This is a genomic window from Polaribacter sp. 2405UD43-2, from assembly GCF_058147125.1.
This window is the reverse complement of sequence record NZ_JBYVJX010000012.1, coordinates 17,670-37,611: the sequence shown is the minus strand read 5'-3', so window position 1 is coordinate 37,611 and position 19,942 is coordinate 17,670. Positions and strand designations below refer to the sequence as shown.

Below are 19,942 nucleotides of genomic sequence, written 5' to 3'. Positions count from 1 at the left end.
CAATTTTGAATTACCATACATTAAAAGATAATTTTTAGAGGTAAAACTTTAAAAATTATCTTTTTTAAATTTAAAACTTATGCAAAAATTATACAAATTTTTTTCATCTTCGTCATTAGCATTATTGTTTTTACTTGTTTTTGCTGTTGCGATGGCAGTAGCAACTTTTATAGAAAATGATTACGGAACAGTAGTTGCTTGGGCAAGTATTTATGATGCTTGGTGGTTTGAAATTGTAATGTTAGGTTTAGCCATAAGTTTTTTATTACACATTTTTAAATACAATTTATTAGCTAAAAGAAAATGGGCAATATTAATGTTTCATATTGCTTTTATCATCATTTTATTAGGAGCTGCAATTACACGTTATACTTCCTATAGTGGAATAATGAGGATTAGAGAAGGAGCAACATCAAACGTTATTATTTCTGATACAAAACTATTATCTGCTACTATTAGACAAGAAAAAGAAAGCAAACAGCTTCAGAAAAAATTAAGCTTTTCTCCTTTAGAAGATAATAGTTTTATAATTAAAGAAACTTTTAAAAATAAACCTGTTGCTATTTCTTTTAAAGAGTATGTTGCAGATGCTTCTCCAGAAGTTGTTACAGATAGTATAAACGGAACGCCATTGCTTAAAATGGTAACCACAGTTGGCGAAGGTAGAAATACAATTTACCTTAAAAAAGGTGAAATTGAAAAGATTGGAAAGCATCAACACGAAGTTGGTTTTGAGGCAAATAAAGAAGGAATTATCAATATTTTTGAAGAAAATGGTCAGTTTAAAATCATTACACCTCACCCTATTGATTTCTTTATCATGGCAAGTCAGCAAGCAGGGAAAATAAAAAAAGACAGCTTACAAAACATCACTTTAAGGACGTTATATAGAGCAGGAGATTTTTCTTTTGTGCCTACTTCTTATCATCCAAAAGGAACCTTTAAATTGGTAAGTACCATAGAAAAGAAAACAGATAATGATGCTTCTTTAGACGATGCTTTAATTGTAAATGTTACCGTTGGCGAAGAAACCAAAGAAGTAAATTTATTATATAGACAAGGTTTTTTGCCGATTAAACATCAGGTAGATTTTAAAGACGGAACAGAGGTAATTTTATCGTACGGAGCTGGTGCAATACAAACGCCTTTTTCGGTAAAATTAAATGATTTTCAGTTAGAACGTTATCCTGGTTCTTCAAGTCCGTCTGCGTATGCAAGTGAGGTTACTGTGATTGATAATAAAGAAAAATTTGATTACAGAATTTTTATGAATAACGTGTTAGATTATAAGGGTTTTCGCTTTTTTCAAGCCAGTTATGATACTGATGAATTAGGAACGGTACTTTCTGTAAATCATGATTTTGTGGGTACTTGGGTTACTTATTTAGGTTATTTATTAATGGGAATTGGAATGTTTTTTACTCTTTTTGGTAAAGCTTCTCGTTTTCAGTTAATCAACAAAAAATTGAAAAAATTAAAACCTAAAAAAGCAGTTGCAATTTTACTGCTATTCTTAGCAAGTTTCTCCTCTTTTGCAACTGTTCAGAACGATAGTATTCCACAAAAATTAGATATCGATAAAATTGTTGCATCGCAACAAATAGACCAACAACAAGCTGACTTTTTTGGGCGTTTATTGGTACAAGATTTAGACGGACGTATAAAGCCTATAAATACCTTAGCTTCAGAATGTATTCGTAAAATTTCCAGAAAATCTAACTTTGTTTATAATACGGATGGAAAAACGATAAAATTAAACGTAAATCAAGTTTTTTTAGGTATGCATATGATGCCGCAAGTTTGGCAACGAATTCCTATTATTAAAGCTGATACCGAAAAAACGAGCGATTTATTAGATACTATTGAAAAAGGTAAAAACGGATTTTATGCTTTTGTTAGCTTTTTAGACAAAAACGGAAATTATTTGTTGTCTGCTGATGTTGAAAATGCTAATAAAAAGAAACCGTCAGAAAGAAATGAGTTTGATAATGAGGTTTTAAAAATTGATGAACGTTTTAATATTTTATACAATTTATTTACAGGTAATTATTTAAAAATCTTCCCTAAAAAGGAGGATGAAAATAATACTTGGTTTAGTTATACGCACGATTTTAATGACTTTAATAAAGAAGATGGCAGGTTTGCAAAAAACATTTTACCAAGTTATTTTAAAGATTTAAGTCAACGTAAATACGAAGATGCACATCAAAAAATGTTGTACATTAAAAAGTATCAAGAAGTTTTAGGAGCAGAAATTATTCCAACTCCACAACGTATTGATGCAGAACTTTGGTACAATAAAGCAAACATTAACTTTTGGTTATTTCAAGTGTTTTTTGTTTTAGGTTTTTTACTGTTAGCTTTAGCAATTGTAAAAATGTTTTCTAAAAAGAAATGGATAGAATTTTCTTGGAACGCTTTAATTTTAATCACATTAATATCATTTTTACTATTTACGTTTAACATTATTTTGCGTTGGTATGTAGCACAACACGCACCTTGGAGTAATGGTTATGAGATGCTAATTTTTGTTGCTTGGTCTTTGTTATTAAGCGGATTGGTTGCCTTTAGAAAATCTGATTTTGCATTGCCTTTAGCCACTTTATTTACAGGAGCTTTATTGTTTGTAAGTTATCTAGATTGGTTAAATCCAGAAATTACCAATTTAATGCCTGTATTAAAATCGTATTGGTTAAAAATTCACGTAGCAACAATTGTAAGTAGTTATGCGCCTTTAGCTTTGTCGGCAGTTTTAGGTTTAATGGCATTGTTTTTAATGATTTTTAAAACTGAAAAAACGGCAGCTATTATAGATGTAAAAATTAAAGAACTTACCTATATAAACGAGCTTTCAATGACTATAGGATTGTTCACTTTAGCCATCGGAACATTTTTAGGTGGTGTTTGGGCAAACGAAAGTTGGGGACGTTATTGGGCTTGGGATCCTAAAGAAACTTGGGCGTTAATTAGTATTATTGTATATGCCATTGTACTGCACCTGCGTTTTATTCCGAAATTAAATAATTTCTTTACTTTAAATGTAGCAAGTATGTTTGCTTTTTGGTCGATAATTATGACCTCTTTTGGTGTAAATTATTACTTATCTGGTTTACATAGTTATGCTGCCGGAGACTCTATTCCAATTCCAACATTTGTGTATGTTTTAGCAGCATTTATGTTGGTTGTTAGTGTGTTGGCTTACTTTAGAAATAAAGGCAAAAATTAGCATTTTATTCTTTTTTTACGAATTCTAAGAATTATATGACGAATTCTAAATAGTTGTTTTTAGCGATTATTTAATCGTTAAATTTGAGTTGTGACAATAAATACCACAACCAATGAAAACAAAATATATACTTTCGTTTTTAGTTATTTTTTTATTGATTTTTTCTTGTAAAAAAGAAGAAATTAAAACCGATAATATTTTCAAATTTAAAGAATATATTAGTTACACCACTTCTGGGGTTGTTTCGGTAACAGAAAAAATAAATGTAAATCTTTCTAAAGAAGTAAAAAACTGGGGTATAAATAAAGAAATTTCTGTAGATATTTTATCGATAAAACCATTTGTAAGCGGTAAAATTAAAACGGTAAATAAGCACGCTTTTGTTTTTATTCCTGATGAAAATTTAGACTCAAATACCGAATATACAGTTACAGTTAAATTGCATAAAATCTACAAGAATATTTCTAAAGATTATAAAAAATATACATTTCAATTTAAAACAATTACACCAAACTTTAGCGTTCAAACAAAGGCATTACAGTCTTATTCTAAAAAATATCAATTTTTAGAAGGTGTTATAAAATCTGCAGATGTAGTTTCTCTAAATAATGTAAAACAGTTACTAAAAGCATCACAAAAAAACGGTTTTAAAAAAATAGATTGGAACCAATCTTATACAACAGGTAAAATATTTCATTTTAAAATTGATAGCATTCAACGTTATGAAAACGACAGTAAATTACAATTAGTTTGGGATGGAAAAAGCATTAATTCTGATAACAAAGGAGAAAAACAGGTTATAATTCCAGGAAAAAACACCTTTAAAGTAGTAGATTTAAAAGTTAATAATAGTTCAGAACAATATGTTTCTATTCATTTTTCTGATGCCTTAAAAAAGCAACAGAACTTTGATGGTTTAGTGACTATCCAAGATGTAAAAAAACCACGTTTTATAATCAATGGAAATGAATTAAAAGTTTTTTCTGAAAAAAAGTTTCAAGGAAATTTGTTGGTCTCCGTTTTTCAAGGAATTAAAAATACAGATAACTTTAAACTAAAAACTACCTTTAAAGAATACATCACTTTCGAGCAAAAAAAACCACAAATTAGAGCCATTTCTACCGGAACAATTTTACCCAATTCCAAAGATTTAAAATTTAATTTTGAGGCAAAAAATGTTAGAGAAATAGACGTAAGAATTATTAAAATTTACGAAGATAATGTGTTGCAATTTTTGCAAGAAAACAACCTGAATAGTAATAATGAATATGCAATAAAAAGAGTAGGTAGAAGGGTTGCTAAGAAAACAATTACACTCATTAATTCTAAAGAAAACAATACTCAAAAATGGAAAGCCTACAGTATAGATATTTCTAAAATGATTGCTACAGAACCCGGAGCAATATATAGAGTAGAGTTAAGTTTTCATAAAAATCAAGTGTTTTATAATTGTGCTGAAAATAGTAAAACGGTTAAAAATTCTAATGATTTTGAAGAAGAATATGAAGATTTAAATGCAATTGAAGATGAAGAAGAAAGAGAAGAATTGTATTGGGACAACAAGCTCTACAGCTATAAAAATTACAACTACAATTGGCGCGAAAGAGAAAACCCTTGTCACGATGCATATTATGTTAATAATAGAATGATTGCTAAAAATTTATTAGCTTCAAACCTAGGAATCATTGCAAAAAAAGGAACTAATAACAATTATTTTTTTGCGGTAACAAACATTTTAAACACAAAACCAGAAGCAGGAGCAATTCTAAAACTATTCAATTTTCAGCAACAACAAATTTTAGAAACCAAAACAGATTCAGAAGGATTTGCAACTTTAGAAACACCAAAAAACGCAGCATTTGCAATAGTATCTAAAGCGAATAATAAAAGCTATATCAAATTGTTTGATGGTAATTCTTTATCTCTAAGTAAGTTTGATGTTTCTGGTAGTAAAACTCAAAAAGGATTAAAAGGATATATCTACGGAGAGCGTGGAGTTTGGCGACCTGGAGACACAATGTATTTAACTTTTTTATTGAATGACGCTGATAATAAATTGCCAAAAAATCATCCAATAAAACTAGAAATTACAGATCCAAGTGGGAAATTAGTTTTTAAAAAGGTTACTACAGAGAATTTAAATAATTTTTACAAGTTTACTTTTACAACTTCCCGAGAATCAAAAACAGGAAATTATGCAGCAAAAATTTCTGTAGGTAGGGCAAAATTTTACAAAACCTTAAAAGTAGAAACTGTAAAACCAAATCGTTTAAAAATTAAAGTTGATTTTGATGCTAAAATTTTGTCAAGTAAGCAACCTATCAAAGGAAATTTAGATGTAAAATGGTTGCACGGAACGCCAGCAAAAAATTTAAAAGCAGAAATAAAAGCAAAAGTTTCATCATCAAATTATAGCTTTAAAAATTTTAAAGATTACGTTTTTTCAGACCCTTCCAGAAAATTTAACTCAGAAGAAACAACTGTTTTCAACGGAAAATTAGATGCTAATGGATTGGCAGAAATCAACAGTAATTTAAAAGTAGGTAAAAATGCTCCAGGAATGCTAAATGTTCAATTTTTAGTAAGAGCTTTTGAAAATGGTGGCGATTTTTCTTTGGATGCATTCACAAAAAAATATGCACCTTATAATGTTTTTGTAGGTTTAAAATCACCTAAAGGAAACAGATATGGTTCTTTTTATACTGATGAAAATCAAGAGTTTTCTGTGGTTTCTGTAGATGAAAAAGGAAACCCTGTAAAAAGAGAAGAATTAGAAGTGGAAGTTTATAAAATAGAATGGCGTTGGTGGTGGAGCTCATCAGAAGACAATTTATCAAGATATACATCTAGCAACTATCATCATAAATATCAAACTTTAAAAATAAACACAAATTCAAAAGGCAAAGGAACTTTTAAATTGAACATTCCTGAAGAAGATAGAGGACGATTTTTAATTAGAGTAATTGATAAAAAAAGTGGTCACGCAACTGGTAGAACTGCCTATTTTTATAAAAACTGGTGGCAAAATTCTAGTTCTAGTGATAAAGATGCTGCAAAAATGCTGGTTTTTTCTGCAGATAAAGAAACATATAATGTTGGTGAAACTGCAAAAATTACATTTCCATCAGGAGCAAAAGGACGTGCATTAATCAGTATAGAAAATGGTACAAAAGTCTTGGAAACCAAATGGGTAGAAACCCAAAAAGGAACAACTTCTGTAGAAATTCCTATTAAGAAAAATATGACTCCAAATGTGTTTGTAAATATTTCTTTATTGCAACCACATCAAGTTACAGAAAACGATTTACCAATCAGATTATATGGTGTAATTCCGATTTTGATTAAAGATAAAAACACCAAATTAGAACCGCAAATTTCAATGCCAAATGAGCTGCAACCAGAAAAAGAGTTTGTTGTAAAAGTATCAGAAAAAAATAACAAAGCAATGACTTATACTTTGGCTGTTGTAGAAGAAGGTTTGTTAGATTTAACACGTTATAAAACTCCAAATGCCTACAATACATTTTATGCTAGAGAAGCTTTAGGTGTAAAAACGTGGGATATTTTTGATGATGTAATTGGTGCATATTCTGGTAGTGTAGATCAGGTTTTTGCTATTGGTGGAGATGGAACTTTATCAAAAGGAAAAAACAGAAAAGCCAATAGATTTAAACCTGTAGTCAAATTTTTAGGGCCTTTTGAGTTGGAAAAAGGAACTATAAAATCGCATAAAATTATATTACCAAATTATATTGGTTCAGTGAGAACAATGGTAATTGCTGGCGATGTAAAAAAGGAAGCTTTTGGAAACGCAGAAAAAGCAACACCTGTTAAAAAGCCACTGATGGTGTTGGCTACATTACCAAGAAAATTATCGCCAAAAGAAAAAGTAACCTTACCAATTTCTGTTTTTGCGATGGATAAAAAAGTGAAAAATGTTACCATCCAAGTAAAAACTTCTGATGGAGTAAATGTACTTGGAAGCAAAACTCAACAGCTTAGTTTTGAAAAACCAGATGAAAAAATGGTCTATTTTGAGTTAGACGTTTTAAAAGCAAATGGTATCAATACTGTTGAGGTAATTGCAACAGGAAATGGCGAAAAATCTACTTATAAAGTAGAAATAGATGTAGTAAACCCAAATCCAATAACATCAAAAGTAATTGATAAAAATATTGAAGGTAAACAAACGCAAACAATCAATTTTAATACGTTTGGTGTAGAAGGTTCTAATACTGCAATTTTAGAATTATCTACAATTCCGCCAATTAATTTTTCAGGAAGATTGGAATATTTAATACAATATCCTCACGGATGTGTAGAGCAAACTACGTCAAGTGTTTTTCCACAATTATTTTTAGCAGATTTATTTGATTTATCTTCAGAAAAGAAAACTAAAATTCAAAGAAATATTGAAAAAGGAATTACACGTTTAGGTAATTTTCAAAAAGCAAATGGAGGTTTATCTTATTGGATGGGAGAAGGTTATATAAGTGATTGGGGTACAAGTTATGCAGGTCATTTTATGTTAGAAGCAGAGAAAAAAGGGTTTGTTTTGCCGTTAACTTTTAAGAGTAATTTTATTAGATATCAAAAGAAAGCTGCTAGAAATTGGCATCCAAATTATAACCCTAATAATACTAGAGATTTATCGCAAGCATACAGACTGTATACTTTGGCTTTGGCCGGAAGTCCAGATTTATCTGCAATGAATAGGTTAAGAGAATATAAGCAAATTTCTAATGAAGCCAAATGGCGATTGGCTGCCACTTATGCTTTGGTTGGGCAAAAAGAAGCTGCAAAAGAAATAATGCAAAAAGCAAATTTAAATTTTGCTGGTTACAATTATTACAATTATGGTTCTGTAACTAGAAACAGAGCAATGGCATTAGAAACAATGCTAATTACTAATAATAATGAAGCTAAAAAATTAGCAAAAACCATTGCCAAAGAATTGTCTTCTAAGCGTTGGATGAGCACACAAACTACTGCTTTTAGTTTATTAGCAATTGGAAAAAAGGTGTTGAAAAATGGAGGGAAATCCATCAATATGAATTATCAAATTGGAGGAAAAACGGAACGTTTACAATCTTCAAGTGCTATGATTCAAAGAACTTTAAACGTGAAAAAAGGAACGAATACAATCACGTTTCATAACAACGATAATAATATTGTTTTTGCAAGAATTATCAATGCAGGGAAACTTGCTTTGGGTGATGAAATATCAGAACGTAGAGGTTTGAGTGTTTCTGTAAATTATATAGATTTAAAAGGGAAAAACATCAACATTGATAATTTAAAGCAAGGACAAGATTTTGTGGCAAAAATTACGGTAAGTAACCCTAAAAATGAAACTGTAAAAGATATTGCTTTAACGCAAATTTTTCCTTCAGGATGGGAAATTATAAACACACGTTTTACCGATTTTGGAACTACCATAAAAAGCAAAGCAAGATACACAGACATTAAAGATGATCGTGTAAATTTCTATTTTGATTTGCATCAGAAAAGAAATAAAAGTAAAGCTAAAACTTTTTCGGTATTACTAAATGCTGCTTATTTAGGAACTTATTATTTACCAGGAATGCAAGTTGAAGCAATGTATGATAACGATTATTTAGTAAGAACAAAAGGAAAGTGGATTAAGGTAGTGAAGTAAGTTGTTATTATTAATGTCTTCTCGAGCGCAGTCGAGAGGTTTTATGAGTTTTTCAACTGACCTGAATGAACATAAGTAGCTAAACATTAAATTTTGAAAATAATTAACTACATAAAACGCCATAAAAAGAAAACAATTTTCATTGTTATTCTATTGATTTTCTATGCTTTTTGTTTACCAAAAGAACTATTTACAAAACCAACATCAACAGTTATTACAAGTAATAAAGGAGAATTGTTAGGGGCATTAATTGCCAAAGATGGTCAATGGCGATTTCCTCACAACGATTCAGTTCCTCAGAAATTTAGAACTTGTTTAATCCAGTTTGAAGACGAACATTTTTACAAACATTTTGGGTTTAATCCTGTATCTATTTTTAAAGCCATCAAACAAAATATACAAGCAGCAAAAGTAGTAAGAGGAGGAAGTACCATTACCCAACAAGTAATGCGTTTGAGTAGAAATGACAAACCAAGAACGTATTTTGAAAAGCTCAAAGAACTCATTCTAGCTTCAAGATTAGAATTTAGAGCTAGTAAAGAAGAAATACTTTCTTTTTGGAGTTCTAATGCTCCTTTTGGTGGAAATGTAGTCGGTTTAGATGCTGCTTCTTGGCGATTTTTCAATAGAAAAGCATCAGATTTATCTTGGGCAGAAGCTGCAACTTTAGCAGTTTTACCCAATGCTCCAAAATTGATTTATCCAGGGAAAAATCAACAAAAATTATTAGCAAAAAGAAATCGATTGTTAAAAAAATTATTGACTAAAAAAGTCATTGATTCCTTAACGTATGATTTGGCTATTTTAGAAGAAATTCCACAAAAACCTTATCCTTTGCCTCAAATAGTTCCTCATTTATTGCAAAAAATTAACAAAGAAAAAAAAGGACAATTTGTAAAAACAACAATTGATAAAAACTTGCAAAATCAAACCAATTTGATTGTAAAAAATCATTACAATCAATTGTCTAAAAACGGAATTCACAATATTGCTGTTTTGGTTTTAGACGTAAAAACAAGACAAGTTTTGAGTTATGTTGGTAATGCACCAACATCCAAAATAAACCAAAAAGATGTAGATATTATAGACAAACCCAGAAGTACAGGAAGTATTTTAAAACCATTTTTATACGCAGCAATGCTAGATCAAGGCGAGTTGTTGCCCAATACTTTAGTGGCAGATGTTCCTACAAATTTTGGGAGTTATCAACCAGAAAATTTTAATAAAAAATATGCTGGAGCTATATCAGCAAAATTAGCTTTGTCCAAATCTTTAAATGTGCCTACAATTAGAATGTTGCAAAGTTTTGGCTTGGAAAAATTTTATCATTATCTGCAAAAACTGCACTTAAAAAACATTAAAAAAAGTGCCAATTATTATGGCTTAACTTTGGCTTTAGGAGGTGCAGAAAGTAATTTGTGGGATTTATGCAAAAGCTACGCATCATTGGCATCTACAGTAAATCATTATACAGAAAACTCTAGCAGATATTTTAAAAATGAATTTGTAGAACCTACTTTTTATGTGGATAAAAAAATCGAATTTGTAGAAAAAACATCCGAAAAAATCGTTTTTGATGCAGCTTCCATTTATCTTACGTTAGAAAGTTTAAGAGACGTAAACAGACCTAACGCAGAACAAAATTGGCAATTTTTTGATTCTTCAAAACAAATTGCTTGGAAAACTGGTACCAGTTTTGGTTTTAGAGATGCTTGGGCAATTGGTGCCACAAAAGATTATGTGGTTGGAGTTTGGGTGGGTAATGCAGATGGAGAAGGAAGACCTGGTTTGGTGGGTGTGCAAACTGCGGCACCTATTTTGTTTGATGTGTTTGATAAATTACCCAATTCTGAGTGGTTTGAAAAACCTTTTGATGAAATGGCAAAAATTGATATTTGTACTAAAAGTGGATACAGAGCAACAGAAATATGTGAAGATAAAAAATTAGAATTTGTGCAAAATGCTGGATTAAAAACAGAACCTTGTCCTTTTCATATTATAGTAAATGTGGATGCTTCAGAAAATTACCAAGTTAATACATCTTGTGAGAATTTAGAGAACATCAAACAGAAGTCTTGGTTTGTTTTACCACCATTAATGGAATATTATTACAAGGATAAAAATCCGTTTTATAAATCTTTACCAAAATTTAGAAACGATTGTTTGAGTGAAGAAAAAAACGCAATGAAGTTTATTTATCCAACCGAAAAGAGTACTATTTTTTTACCCAAAGATTTTGATGGAAAGCAAAACAAATTGGTTTTAAAAGTAGCACATTCTAACAAAGAATCAGTTTTGTTTTGGTATATTAATAAAACTTTTTTTGGAACCACAAAAGCGATGCATGAATTTGCAGTAAATTTAAAAACAGGCAGTTATACTCTTTCTGTAACGGATAGTTTTGGGAATGAAATTCATCAACAAATTACTGTAAAAGAGTAGTTTACTTAAAGTTGGCGAAATGCAAGTCACCGAAAATATAAGACCGTTTATCGAAAAATTTTATAAAAAAATCTAGTTCAGTAATATCTTTGTAGAACTAATTTAAAATACTAGAATTATGTTTTTACAAATATTACCACCAGACAATGTAGCAACAGCACAATCAATTTTTGAAAATCAATTAGTATTTGTTATTTTAGGATTAACTTTAGGTGTTTTTGCAATTTTAAAAATCACGAAGCTTTTAAGTAAACTTAAACTTCCTAAAACTTCAAGCAAGCCAAGTTATACTTCTTAAGAATTAGTTTTTTATTAACAAAAAATTAAGTTAAATTCTGCATATTTGTTCTTTCGTGTTATATAAATAAGACGTTTTAAATATTATAAACCATTAATTGATTATTTTTATAGATAATTTTAAAGGTTTTAGTTTTAAAGAATGAAGATTTATCCCATAGAAACTGGTAATTTTAAGCTAGATGGAGGAGCAATGTTTGGCGTTGTTCCTAAAAGTATTTGGCAAAAAACCAATCCTGCAGACAGTAAAAATATGATAGAAATGAGTATGCGCTGTATGCTCATTGAAGATGAAAATCGATTAATTCTTATTGATACTGGTTTAGGAAACAAACAATCCAATAAATTTTTTAGTTATTATTATCTCTTTGGAGATTTCTCTTTAGATGCTTCTTTAGCAAAATACGGTTTTCATAGAGATGATATTACCGATGTTTTTTTAACACATTTACATTTTGATCATTGTGGAGGTGCCATAGAGTGGAATGCTGATAGAACTCTTTTACAACCTGCCTTTAAAAATGCCAAATTTTGGTCTAATGATAAACATTGGCAATGGGCAACAGAACCAAATGCTAGAGAAAAAGCATCTTTTTTAAAAGAAAATATCAATCCTATAAAAGAAAGCGGACAACTAAATTTTATTCATAGAAATGCTAAAGATCAAATTGGTTTTGATGTTTTGTTTGTAGATGGTCATACAGAAAAACAGATGTTACCCAAGCTAACGTATCAAGAAAAAATAATTGTTTTTATGGCAGATTTACTACCAACAGTAGGGCATATTTCTTTGCCTTATGTAATGGGTTATGATACTAGACCTTTATTAACCATTAAAGAAAAAGCCGCTTTTTTAAATTTAGCAGCAGACAAAGAGTATTTCCTTTTTTTAGAACATGATACTTATAATGAACTTTGTACAGTAAAGCATACAGAAAAAGGAGTCAGATTAAAAGAAACATATAAATTTACAGATATATTTAATTAATAGAAATTATGAGAGTTTTAAAAACGGTAATGTACACAGCAATTGTTTCAATTGCATTAGTTGGGTGTAAATCAATAAAAAACATCCCAGTACCAAAAGGTTCTGATGTTGTTGTAAATGCAACTGCAAAAAAAGCAGCATTAACAGACACAGAAAAAAATAATTGGCAACATTTAGATTTGATAACAGACTCTATACCAGGTATGAGTGTTAATAAAGCCTATGAATTTTTACAAGGTAAAAAAGGAGTAGAAGTTGTTGTAGCAGTTGTAGATTCAGGAACAGACTTATCGCATGAAGATTTAGTAGACGTATCTTGGATGAACGAAAAAGAAATTCCTGGTAATAATAAAGATGATGACAAAAATGGTTATGTTGATGATATTACAGGATGGAACTTTTTAGGAAACTCATACAAAGAACACTTAGAGTATGAGCGTATTTTAATGAATCCTTCAATTACAGATGCGGCTACTTTGGCAGAAGTAAAAAAGTATTATAAAGAAAAAATTGAAAAAGCTAAAAAATCAAACGAAAATCTGCTAAAAACCAAAACTAGGTACGAACAATTGTTGCAAGGTGTAAAAAATGCTGATGAAGCTTTTGCTAAACATTTTGGTAAAAAAGACTACACAAAAGCAGATGTTTTATCAATAAAAACAGAAGATGAAGCTTTGTTAAAAAATGTTGAAGTTGCAAAAAGAATGTTCAGTTTTGGCTTACCTTCTATAGCTGCTGCTAAAAAAGAATTAGAAAGCGGAGTTAACTATTTTATTAGTGAGTTAAAGAAAAATAAAGATTTAATAAACGGAGAAAATTTAAAAACAGATTATAGAACTGAGGTTGGAGACAATGCTTACGATATTCATGACAAACCAGGAAATGGAGACGGAAACACAGGTCACTCTGTAAAGGATGAAGCACACGGTTCTCACGTTTCTGGTATAATTGGCGCTACAAGAAATAATGGTAAAGGAATGAATGGTGTTGCTAATCATGTAAAAATTATGGCAGTTCGTTCTGTTTCTGATGGTGATGAATATGACAAAGATGTTGCACTAGGAATTAGATATGCCGTAGATAATGGAGCAAAAGTAATTAATACAAGTTTTGGTAAAGCATTTTCACCAAATAAAGAATGGGTTTATGACGCTATTAAATATGCAGCAAAAAAAGATGTATTAATAGTAAATGCAGCTGGTAATGATGGTAAAAATATTGATGTAGAAAAAACATATCCTAACGATTCTAAAGATTTAAAAACAGAAATTTCTGATAATGTTTTAACAATAGGAGCTATGAGTTCTAATTATAACAAAAACTTACCAGCAACATTTTCTAATTACGGAAAAATTAATGTAGATATTTTTGCACCAGGTGTACAAGTGTATTCTACAACACCAGAAAACGGATATGCAAAGTTTAGCGGAACTTCTATGGCAGCGCCATCTACTGCAGGTGTAGCAGCTTTAATACGTTCTTATTATCCAAAATTATCTGCAAGTCAGGTAAAACATATTATCATGAATTCTGGAACAAAAATTAATTTTGATGTTATAAAACCAGGTACAGGTAAAAGATATAATTCTAAAGAAGAGTTAGTTCCGTTTTCAGAACTATCAGTTTCTGGTAGAGTTGTAAATGCTTACAATGCTTTAAAAATGGCTGATAGAATGGTAAATGGAAAATAATAAGTCTTTACCAAAATAAATAAAATACAGATGAGAAAACTTCTTTTATTTGGATTATTAATAACTATGTTTATTTCTTGTGCGCAAACAAAAGAAGTAACTTACATTGCCCATAAAAATATCACAAAAAGTGATTATTGGCAACAACGTGTAAATTATACTATGGATATTGATATGAATGTAAATAACTATCAATATAAAGGAAAACAAAAATTAGTGTACACTAATAATTCTCCAGATAATCTTAACAAAGTTTTTTATCATCTGTATTTTAATGCTTTTCAGCCAGGCTCTCAAATGGATGTAAGGTCTTTAAATATTAAAGATCCAAGTGCTAAAATTGGCAATAGAATTAGTCAATTAAAACCCAATGAAATAGGTTATATCAAAGTAAATTCTTTAAAACAAAATGGTGTAAATGTTTCTCATAAAACGGTGGGTACCATTTTAGAAGTAACTTTAAATACGCCAATAAAATCAGGAGAGAGCGTAACTTTTGATATGATTTTTGATGCGCAAGTTCCTGTTCAAATTCGTAGATCTGGTAGAAACAATAAAGAAGGAGTTGCCTTATCTATGGCACAATGGTACCCTAAATTAGCAGAATATGATTTTGAAGGATGGCACACACCACCTTACATTGCAAGAGAATTTCACGGAGTTTGGGGAGATTTTGATGTAACCATTCATATTGATAAAAATTATGTGATTGGTGGCACAGGATATTTGCAAAATCCGCAAGAAATTGGTCACGGATATCAAGATACTTCTAAAGATTTAAAACTACCTAAAGGCAATAAACTAACTTGGCATTTTAAAGCGCCAAATGTGCATGATTTTACTTGGGCAGCAGACCCAGATTATAAGCACGATATTTTAAAAATGGCTAACGGAATTGACTTGCATTTTTTCTATAAGAAAAATATGAAAGCCAAATACTTAAAAAATTGGAAAGATTTACAACCAAAAACTGCTGAATTAATGACGTATTTTAGCCAAAATATTGGTCAATATCCATACAAACAATATTCAGTTATTCAAGGTGGAGATGGTGGTATGGAGTATGCAATGTCTACATTAATTAATGGTCAATCTAGTTTTGGAGGTCTTTTTGGTGTAACAGCTCATGAAATGGCGCATACTTGGTTTCAGTTTTTATTAGCTTCTAACGAAAGCTTACATCCTTGGATGGATGAAGGATTTACCACCTATATTTCTAACAAAGCTTCTAATAAAATTTTAAAAAGAGGTCTAAAAAATCCGCATAAAGGTTCTTATGCAGGCTATTATTATGTAGTTAAAAATAATATAGAAGAACCACTTACTACGCACGCAGATAGATACGATTTAAATACTGCTTATGGTGTTGCAAGTTATAGTAAAGGAAACATCTTTTTATCGCAATTAGAATATATAATTGGCACTAAAAATGTAGCAAACGGATTAAAAAAGTATTTTGCAGATTTCAGTTTTAAACATCCAACACCAAATGATATTAAGCGTACTATGGAAAAAGTTTCTGGTATTCATTTAGATTGGTATTTAAACGAATGGACACAAACTACACATACCATAGATTATGGAGTAAAATCTGTTGATGATAAAACAATTACTTTAGAAAGAATTGGGCAAATGCCAATGCCAATAGATGTAGCAGTAACTTATGTAGATGGAAGTGTAGAAAGCTTTAATATTCCTTTAGAAATGATGAGAGGCAACAAACCTACTTCTGCAACAATTTTAAAAGATTGGGGTTGGGCATACCCAACATATTCTTTTAATACTTCTAAATCTGTAAAATCTGTAATTATTGATAAAAGTGGTTTAATGGCAGATATCAACCCAAAAAATAATGTTTTTGGAGGTAAAAAAAAAGAATAGATTTATCTTTTAATTCGCTTTCAAGTTTTTTAAAAATTGGAGTAAAACATATTGTTAAATTTTCTGTTTATAACTATGTTTTGTTCCTTTTTTTATTATTCATTGTTTTTAAGTTTAAAGAATGGAAAAAGATTCTTTTTCTAATAGCAACATATTCTTTAGGACTCTTTTTCGCTTTTTTATTTTCTTCTTATACAAACATAAAAGTTAATTTAGAGGTTGTAAAATTTATAATTCCACTATTAATTTTTTTATTAGCCGTTTTTCATATCATAAGAAAATCATCAGCAATAAATCTTAAAACTTTATTAATTTTAATTTTCTTATTTGCGTTTTTTAATGGGTTAGGAGTTTTTATAGATTTATCTAATACAATCAGTGTAAACCAAAGTGAATTTTTACCTATTATTTTAACAACACTTGGAGCAACAGTTACTGTTTTTACTTTTACAGCGGTAGTTTTGTTTCTTTCTTTTTTGTTACATCACTTTTTTAAAAAACAGCAAAGAAAATGGATATTGGGTTTTGCGGCAATAGGATCTGGTATTGCATTATTTTTATTGTTAGGAAAAGTATTTTTCTAATTTTAGAAATAAAGATATTATTAATGAATAAATTCATCAATTTTTTCATTAGGTATAAAACCTTTTAACATTAAAAAGACGCCACAAACCAATAGAATTATTCCCATAATTCTTTTTAATCTGTAAATAACGAGTGGAGTTAATCTGTTTTTTAACTGTTTTGCTAAGAGTATTTTACCTAAATCTGTAAGTGTATATCCTAAAATTACGGTAGCAAAATACCAAAAAATACTGGTAGGATTCATTTTTAAAGTTGGGCCTACTACCACTACAATTCCTAACCAACCAGCCAAAACGCCAACATTTATAAAGTTTAAAAAGAAACCTTTAAAAAAGAGTTTTATATAGTTGTTTTGTACAGGAACATCCACAATTTTTGCAGATTCTAAAGCTTCTTTTTTGTTTTGTCTATCAAAATAAGTAATTAAACCATAAATAATAAGAACTAAGCCACCAATAAAAAAAAGTCTAGGATCGTCTTTAATTTTTTCTAGTAAAGATCTACTACCATAATAAGCAATTAAAATAAAAGCAACATCGCCTAAAATAACACCAATATCAAAAGCAATAGCAGCTCTTGCTCCTTTTAAAATACTGGTTTGTATCAACATAAAAAAAACAGGTCCAATCATAAAAGCCATGAAAAAACCTATTAAGAAAGCATTTTTAAAGTCGTAAAAATCCATTGTCTAAAAATACAGCTTTTTAACTGAAGGATAAAAAGAAAGGATGGAAAAACTAGGGCAAACTCATACTTTTATTTTTAGCCACGAATTCACAAATTTTTTACTTTAATTATTAATTTCACTAATAAAAACCTTTGGTTTTTATAATTAGCAAAATTATTTTTGAATAGTCATCTATAAATTCGTGAATTCGTGGCTAAAGTTTGTATTATATTTCTTTTTTTACAAAGTGTGAGTTTGCCCTAATGGAAAAACCATCCTTTTTAAAATAAAAATTTAGCTATTATTTTTACACATCATCAAAATCTAAAGTAATTTTTGATGTTGTTGGATGCGCTTGACAAGTTAACACCAAACCTTCTTCAATTTCGCTGTCTGTTAAAATAGAATTCTTTACCATTACAGCTTTTCCTTCGGTAATTTTTCCCATACAAGAACTACAAACGCCACCTTGGCAAGAATAAGGAGCATCTAAATCGTTGCGTAAAGCTGCTGCTAAAATATTGTCTGTCTGCGTCATTGTAAACGTAGTTTCTTCATCATCTAACAAAACAGTTACTTCTGTAGTGCCGTCTTTTATTTCTGAGGTTGCTGCTTCATTTTCTGATACTGTAAATAGTTCAAAATGAATATTTTCTGATGGAAAACCAGTAACTTTTAAAGCATCTGAAACGGTTTGTATCATTTCTTCAGGACCACATAAAAAAGCAGCATCAAAAGAAATATTTTTGTATTTATTTTTGATGAAAAAATTGGTAGAAGCAGTATCAATTCTACCAAATAAAGCATTTTCTTGACATTCTCTACTGCAAACAAATTCTAAATTAAAGTTTTTGTATTTAGCATTTAATTGCAATAATTGATCATAAAAAATGGTATCTGCAACAGATTTGTTACCATAAACTAAAGTAAAGGTTGCTGTTGGTTGGTTTTCTAAAACCGTTTTTACCATCGATAAAATGGGCGTAATTCCAGAACCAGCTGCAAATGCAATATAGTTTTTGTTTTCTTCTGGAGATAGTAAAAATCTTCCTTCAGGAACTGTAATTTCTATTTCATCTCCAACTTTTAAGTCTGAAGTTGCATACACAGAAAAGGTTCCGTTTTCAACTGCTTTTATAGCGACTCTAATTTCTTTACTTTGTGGAGTAGAACAAATAGAATACGCTCTTCTAATTGCTGAGCCATTAATTTCTTTTTGTAAAGTGATGTATTGCCCAGGTGTAAAACTAAATGCTGATTTTAAGTTTTCAGGGATGTTAAATACAACAGAAACCGCAAATGCGGTTTCTTGTTTAATTTCTTTTATGGTTATTTTATGAAATGTTGCCATTTTTATTTTGTAAAAAGTTATCTTTTTAAGATTTCTCCACAAGGTCGAAATGACAATTTAATGTCATTTTGAGCGAAACAAAGTGTAGTCGAAAAATCTCTTAAAATTAAACCAAATTATTTTCTATTAAATATTCGGCAATTTGAACTGTGTTTGTAGCAGCACCTTTTCTAAGGTTATCTGCAACAATCCACAAATTTAAGGTATTTTCTTGAGATTCATCACGTCTAATTCGTCCAACAAAAACTTCATCTTTATTGTGCGCATTTACTGGCATTGGGTATATATTGTTTGCCAAATCATCTTCAACAACAACTCCTGGAGTTTCATTTAATAATTTACGAACTTCTACCAAATCAAAATCATTTTCAAACTGCACATTTACAGCTTCAGAATGCCCACCAGCAGTAGGAATTCTAACTGCTGTTGCTGTTACAGAAAAAGAATCATCTCGTAAAATTTTCTTGGGTTCTTTTACCAATTTCATTTCTTCTTTTGTGTATCCGTTTTCTAAGAAAACATCGCAATGAGGTAATGCATTTCTTCCTATTTTATGAGGATACGCCATTTCTCCATTTATACCAGCTTCTTCGTTATCTAATTGCTGTACTGCTTTTACACCAGTACCAGAAACAGATTGATAAGTAGAAATTACGACACGTTTCATTGTATATTTAGAATGCAAAGGTGCTAAAGCCATTACTAACTGAATTGTAGAACAGTTTGGGTTGGCAATAATTTTGTCATCCTTAGTTAAAACATCACCATTAATTTCTGGAACCACTAATTTTTTTGTTGGATCCATTCTCCAAGCAGAAGAGTTATCAATTACAGTGGTGCCAACTTCTGCAAATTTTGGAGCCCATTCTAAAGAAGTATCTCCACCAGCAGAAAATAAAGCTACATCTGGTTTCATATTAACAGCATCATCTAAAGTTACAACAGTATAATCTTTACCTTTGTATTGTAGTTTTTTACCAGCAGATCTTGCAGATGCAACAGGTATTAATTCTGTTACGGGTAAATTACGATCTTCTAGTACTTTTAACATGACTGTGCCAACCATTCCAGTTGCGCCAACTACAGCTATTTTCATTTTTATTAATTTAGATTCCTGCTTTCGCAGGAAAGACATTTTTAATGTGTCTTAAAATT

11 protein-coding genes are annotated in these 19,942 nt (G+C 30.0%); 8 read left to right on the top strand and 3 right to left on the bottom strand.

The annotated features are described in order from the left end of the window. Positions 1–79 precede the first annotated feature (79 nt). The 8 genes from ACY2RX_RS13280 to ACY2RX_RS13245 all read left to right on the top strand — a co-directional run bounded on the left by ACY2RX_RS13280 (position 80) and on the right by ACY2RX_RS13245 (position 16,768). A complete protein-coding gene (locus tag ACY2RX_RS13280; RefSeq protein ID WP_490104463.1) occupies positions 80–3,226 on the top strand; it encodes a cytochrome c biogenesis protein in 3,147 nt (1,048 codons plus the stop codon). A 112-nt stretch (positions 3,227–3,338) separates the two neighbouring features. Continuing rightward, positions 3,339–8,885, top strand: coding sequence for an MG2 domain-containing protein (locus ACY2RX_RS13275; protein WP_490104462.1), 5,547 nt, complete (start codon positions 3,339–3,341; stop codon positions 8,883–8,885). A 90-nt stretch (positions 8,886–8,975) separates the two neighbouring features. Then, positions 8,976–11,327 carry a penicillin-binding protein 1C gene (pbpC, locus tag ACY2RX_RS13270; protein ID WP_490104481.1) on the top strand — a complete coding sequence of 784 codons (2,352 nt, stop codon included), beginning with the start codon at positions 8,976–8,978 and terminating at the stop codon, positions 11,325–11,327. A 118-nt stretch (positions 11,328–11,445) separates the two neighbouring features. After that, positions 11,446–11,625: a hypothetical protein gene (locus ACY2RX_RS13265; protein ID WP_490104461.1), complete on the top strand. Its 180-nt coding sequence runs from the start codon at positions 11,446–11,448 to the stop codon at positions 11,623–11,625. Between the two features lie 141 nt (positions 11,626–11,766). Next, positions 11,767–12,612: an MBL fold metallo-hydrolase gene (locus ACY2RX_RS13260; protein ID WP_490104460.1), complete on the top strand. Its 846-nt coding sequence runs from the start codon at positions 11,767–11,769 to the stop codon at positions 12,610–12,612. 8 nt (positions 12,613–12,620) lie between these two features. Next, positions 12,621–14,303 (top strand): S8 family serine peptidase, encoded by a 1,683-nt coding sequence (locus tag ACY2RX_RS13255; protein ID WP_490104459.1) that lies wholly within the window; start codon positions 12,621–12,623, stop codon positions 14,301–14,303. Between the two features lie 30 nt (positions 14,304–14,333). Next, complete coding sequence (locus ACY2RX_RS13250; RefSeq protein WP_490104458.1) at positions 14,334–16,184, top strand: M1 family metallopeptidase; 1,851 nt, start codon at positions 14,334–14,336, stop codon at positions 16,182–16,184. Next, the gene (locus ACY2RX_RS13245; protein WP_490104480.1) at positions 16,181–16,768 is read left to right on the top strand and encodes a HupE/UreJ family protein; all 588 of its coding nucleotides are present in this window, start codon (positions 16,181–16,183) and stop codon (positions 16,766–16,768) included. The genes ACY2RX_RS13250 and ACY2RX_RS13245 overlap by 4 nt, the downstream gene beginning before the upstream one ends. A 20-nt stretch (positions 16,769–16,788) precedes the next feature. Here ACY2RX_RS13245 and ACY2RX_RS13240 read toward each other — a convergent pair whose 3' ends face one another. The 3 genes from ACY2RX_RS13240 to ACY2RX_RS13230 all read right to left on the bottom strand — a co-directional run bounded on the left by ACY2RX_RS13240 (position 16,789) and on the right by ACY2RX_RS13230 (position 19,883). Then, on the bottom strand, positions 16,789–17,454 hold the full coding sequence (locus ACY2RX_RS13240; RefSeq protein WP_490104457.1) for a LysE family translocator: 666 nt from the start codon (positions 17,452–17,454) through the stop codon (positions 16,789–16,791). 289 nt (positions 17,455–17,743) lie between these two features. Next, the gene (locus ACY2RX_RS13235; protein ID WP_490104456.1) at positions 17,744–18,787 is read right to left on the bottom strand and encodes a 2Fe-2S iron-sulfur cluster-binding protein; all 1,044 of its coding nucleotides are present in this window, start codon (positions 18,785–18,787) and stop codon (positions 17,744–17,746) included. Between the two features lie 106 nt (positions 18,788–18,893). Continuing rightward, positions 18,894–19,883: an aspartate-semialdehyde dehydrogenase gene (locus ACY2RX_RS13230; protein WP_490104455.1), complete on the bottom strand. Its 990-nt coding sequence runs from the start codon at positions 19,881–19,883 to the stop codon at positions 18,894–18,896. Positions 19,884–19,942 lie beyond the last annotated feature (59 nt).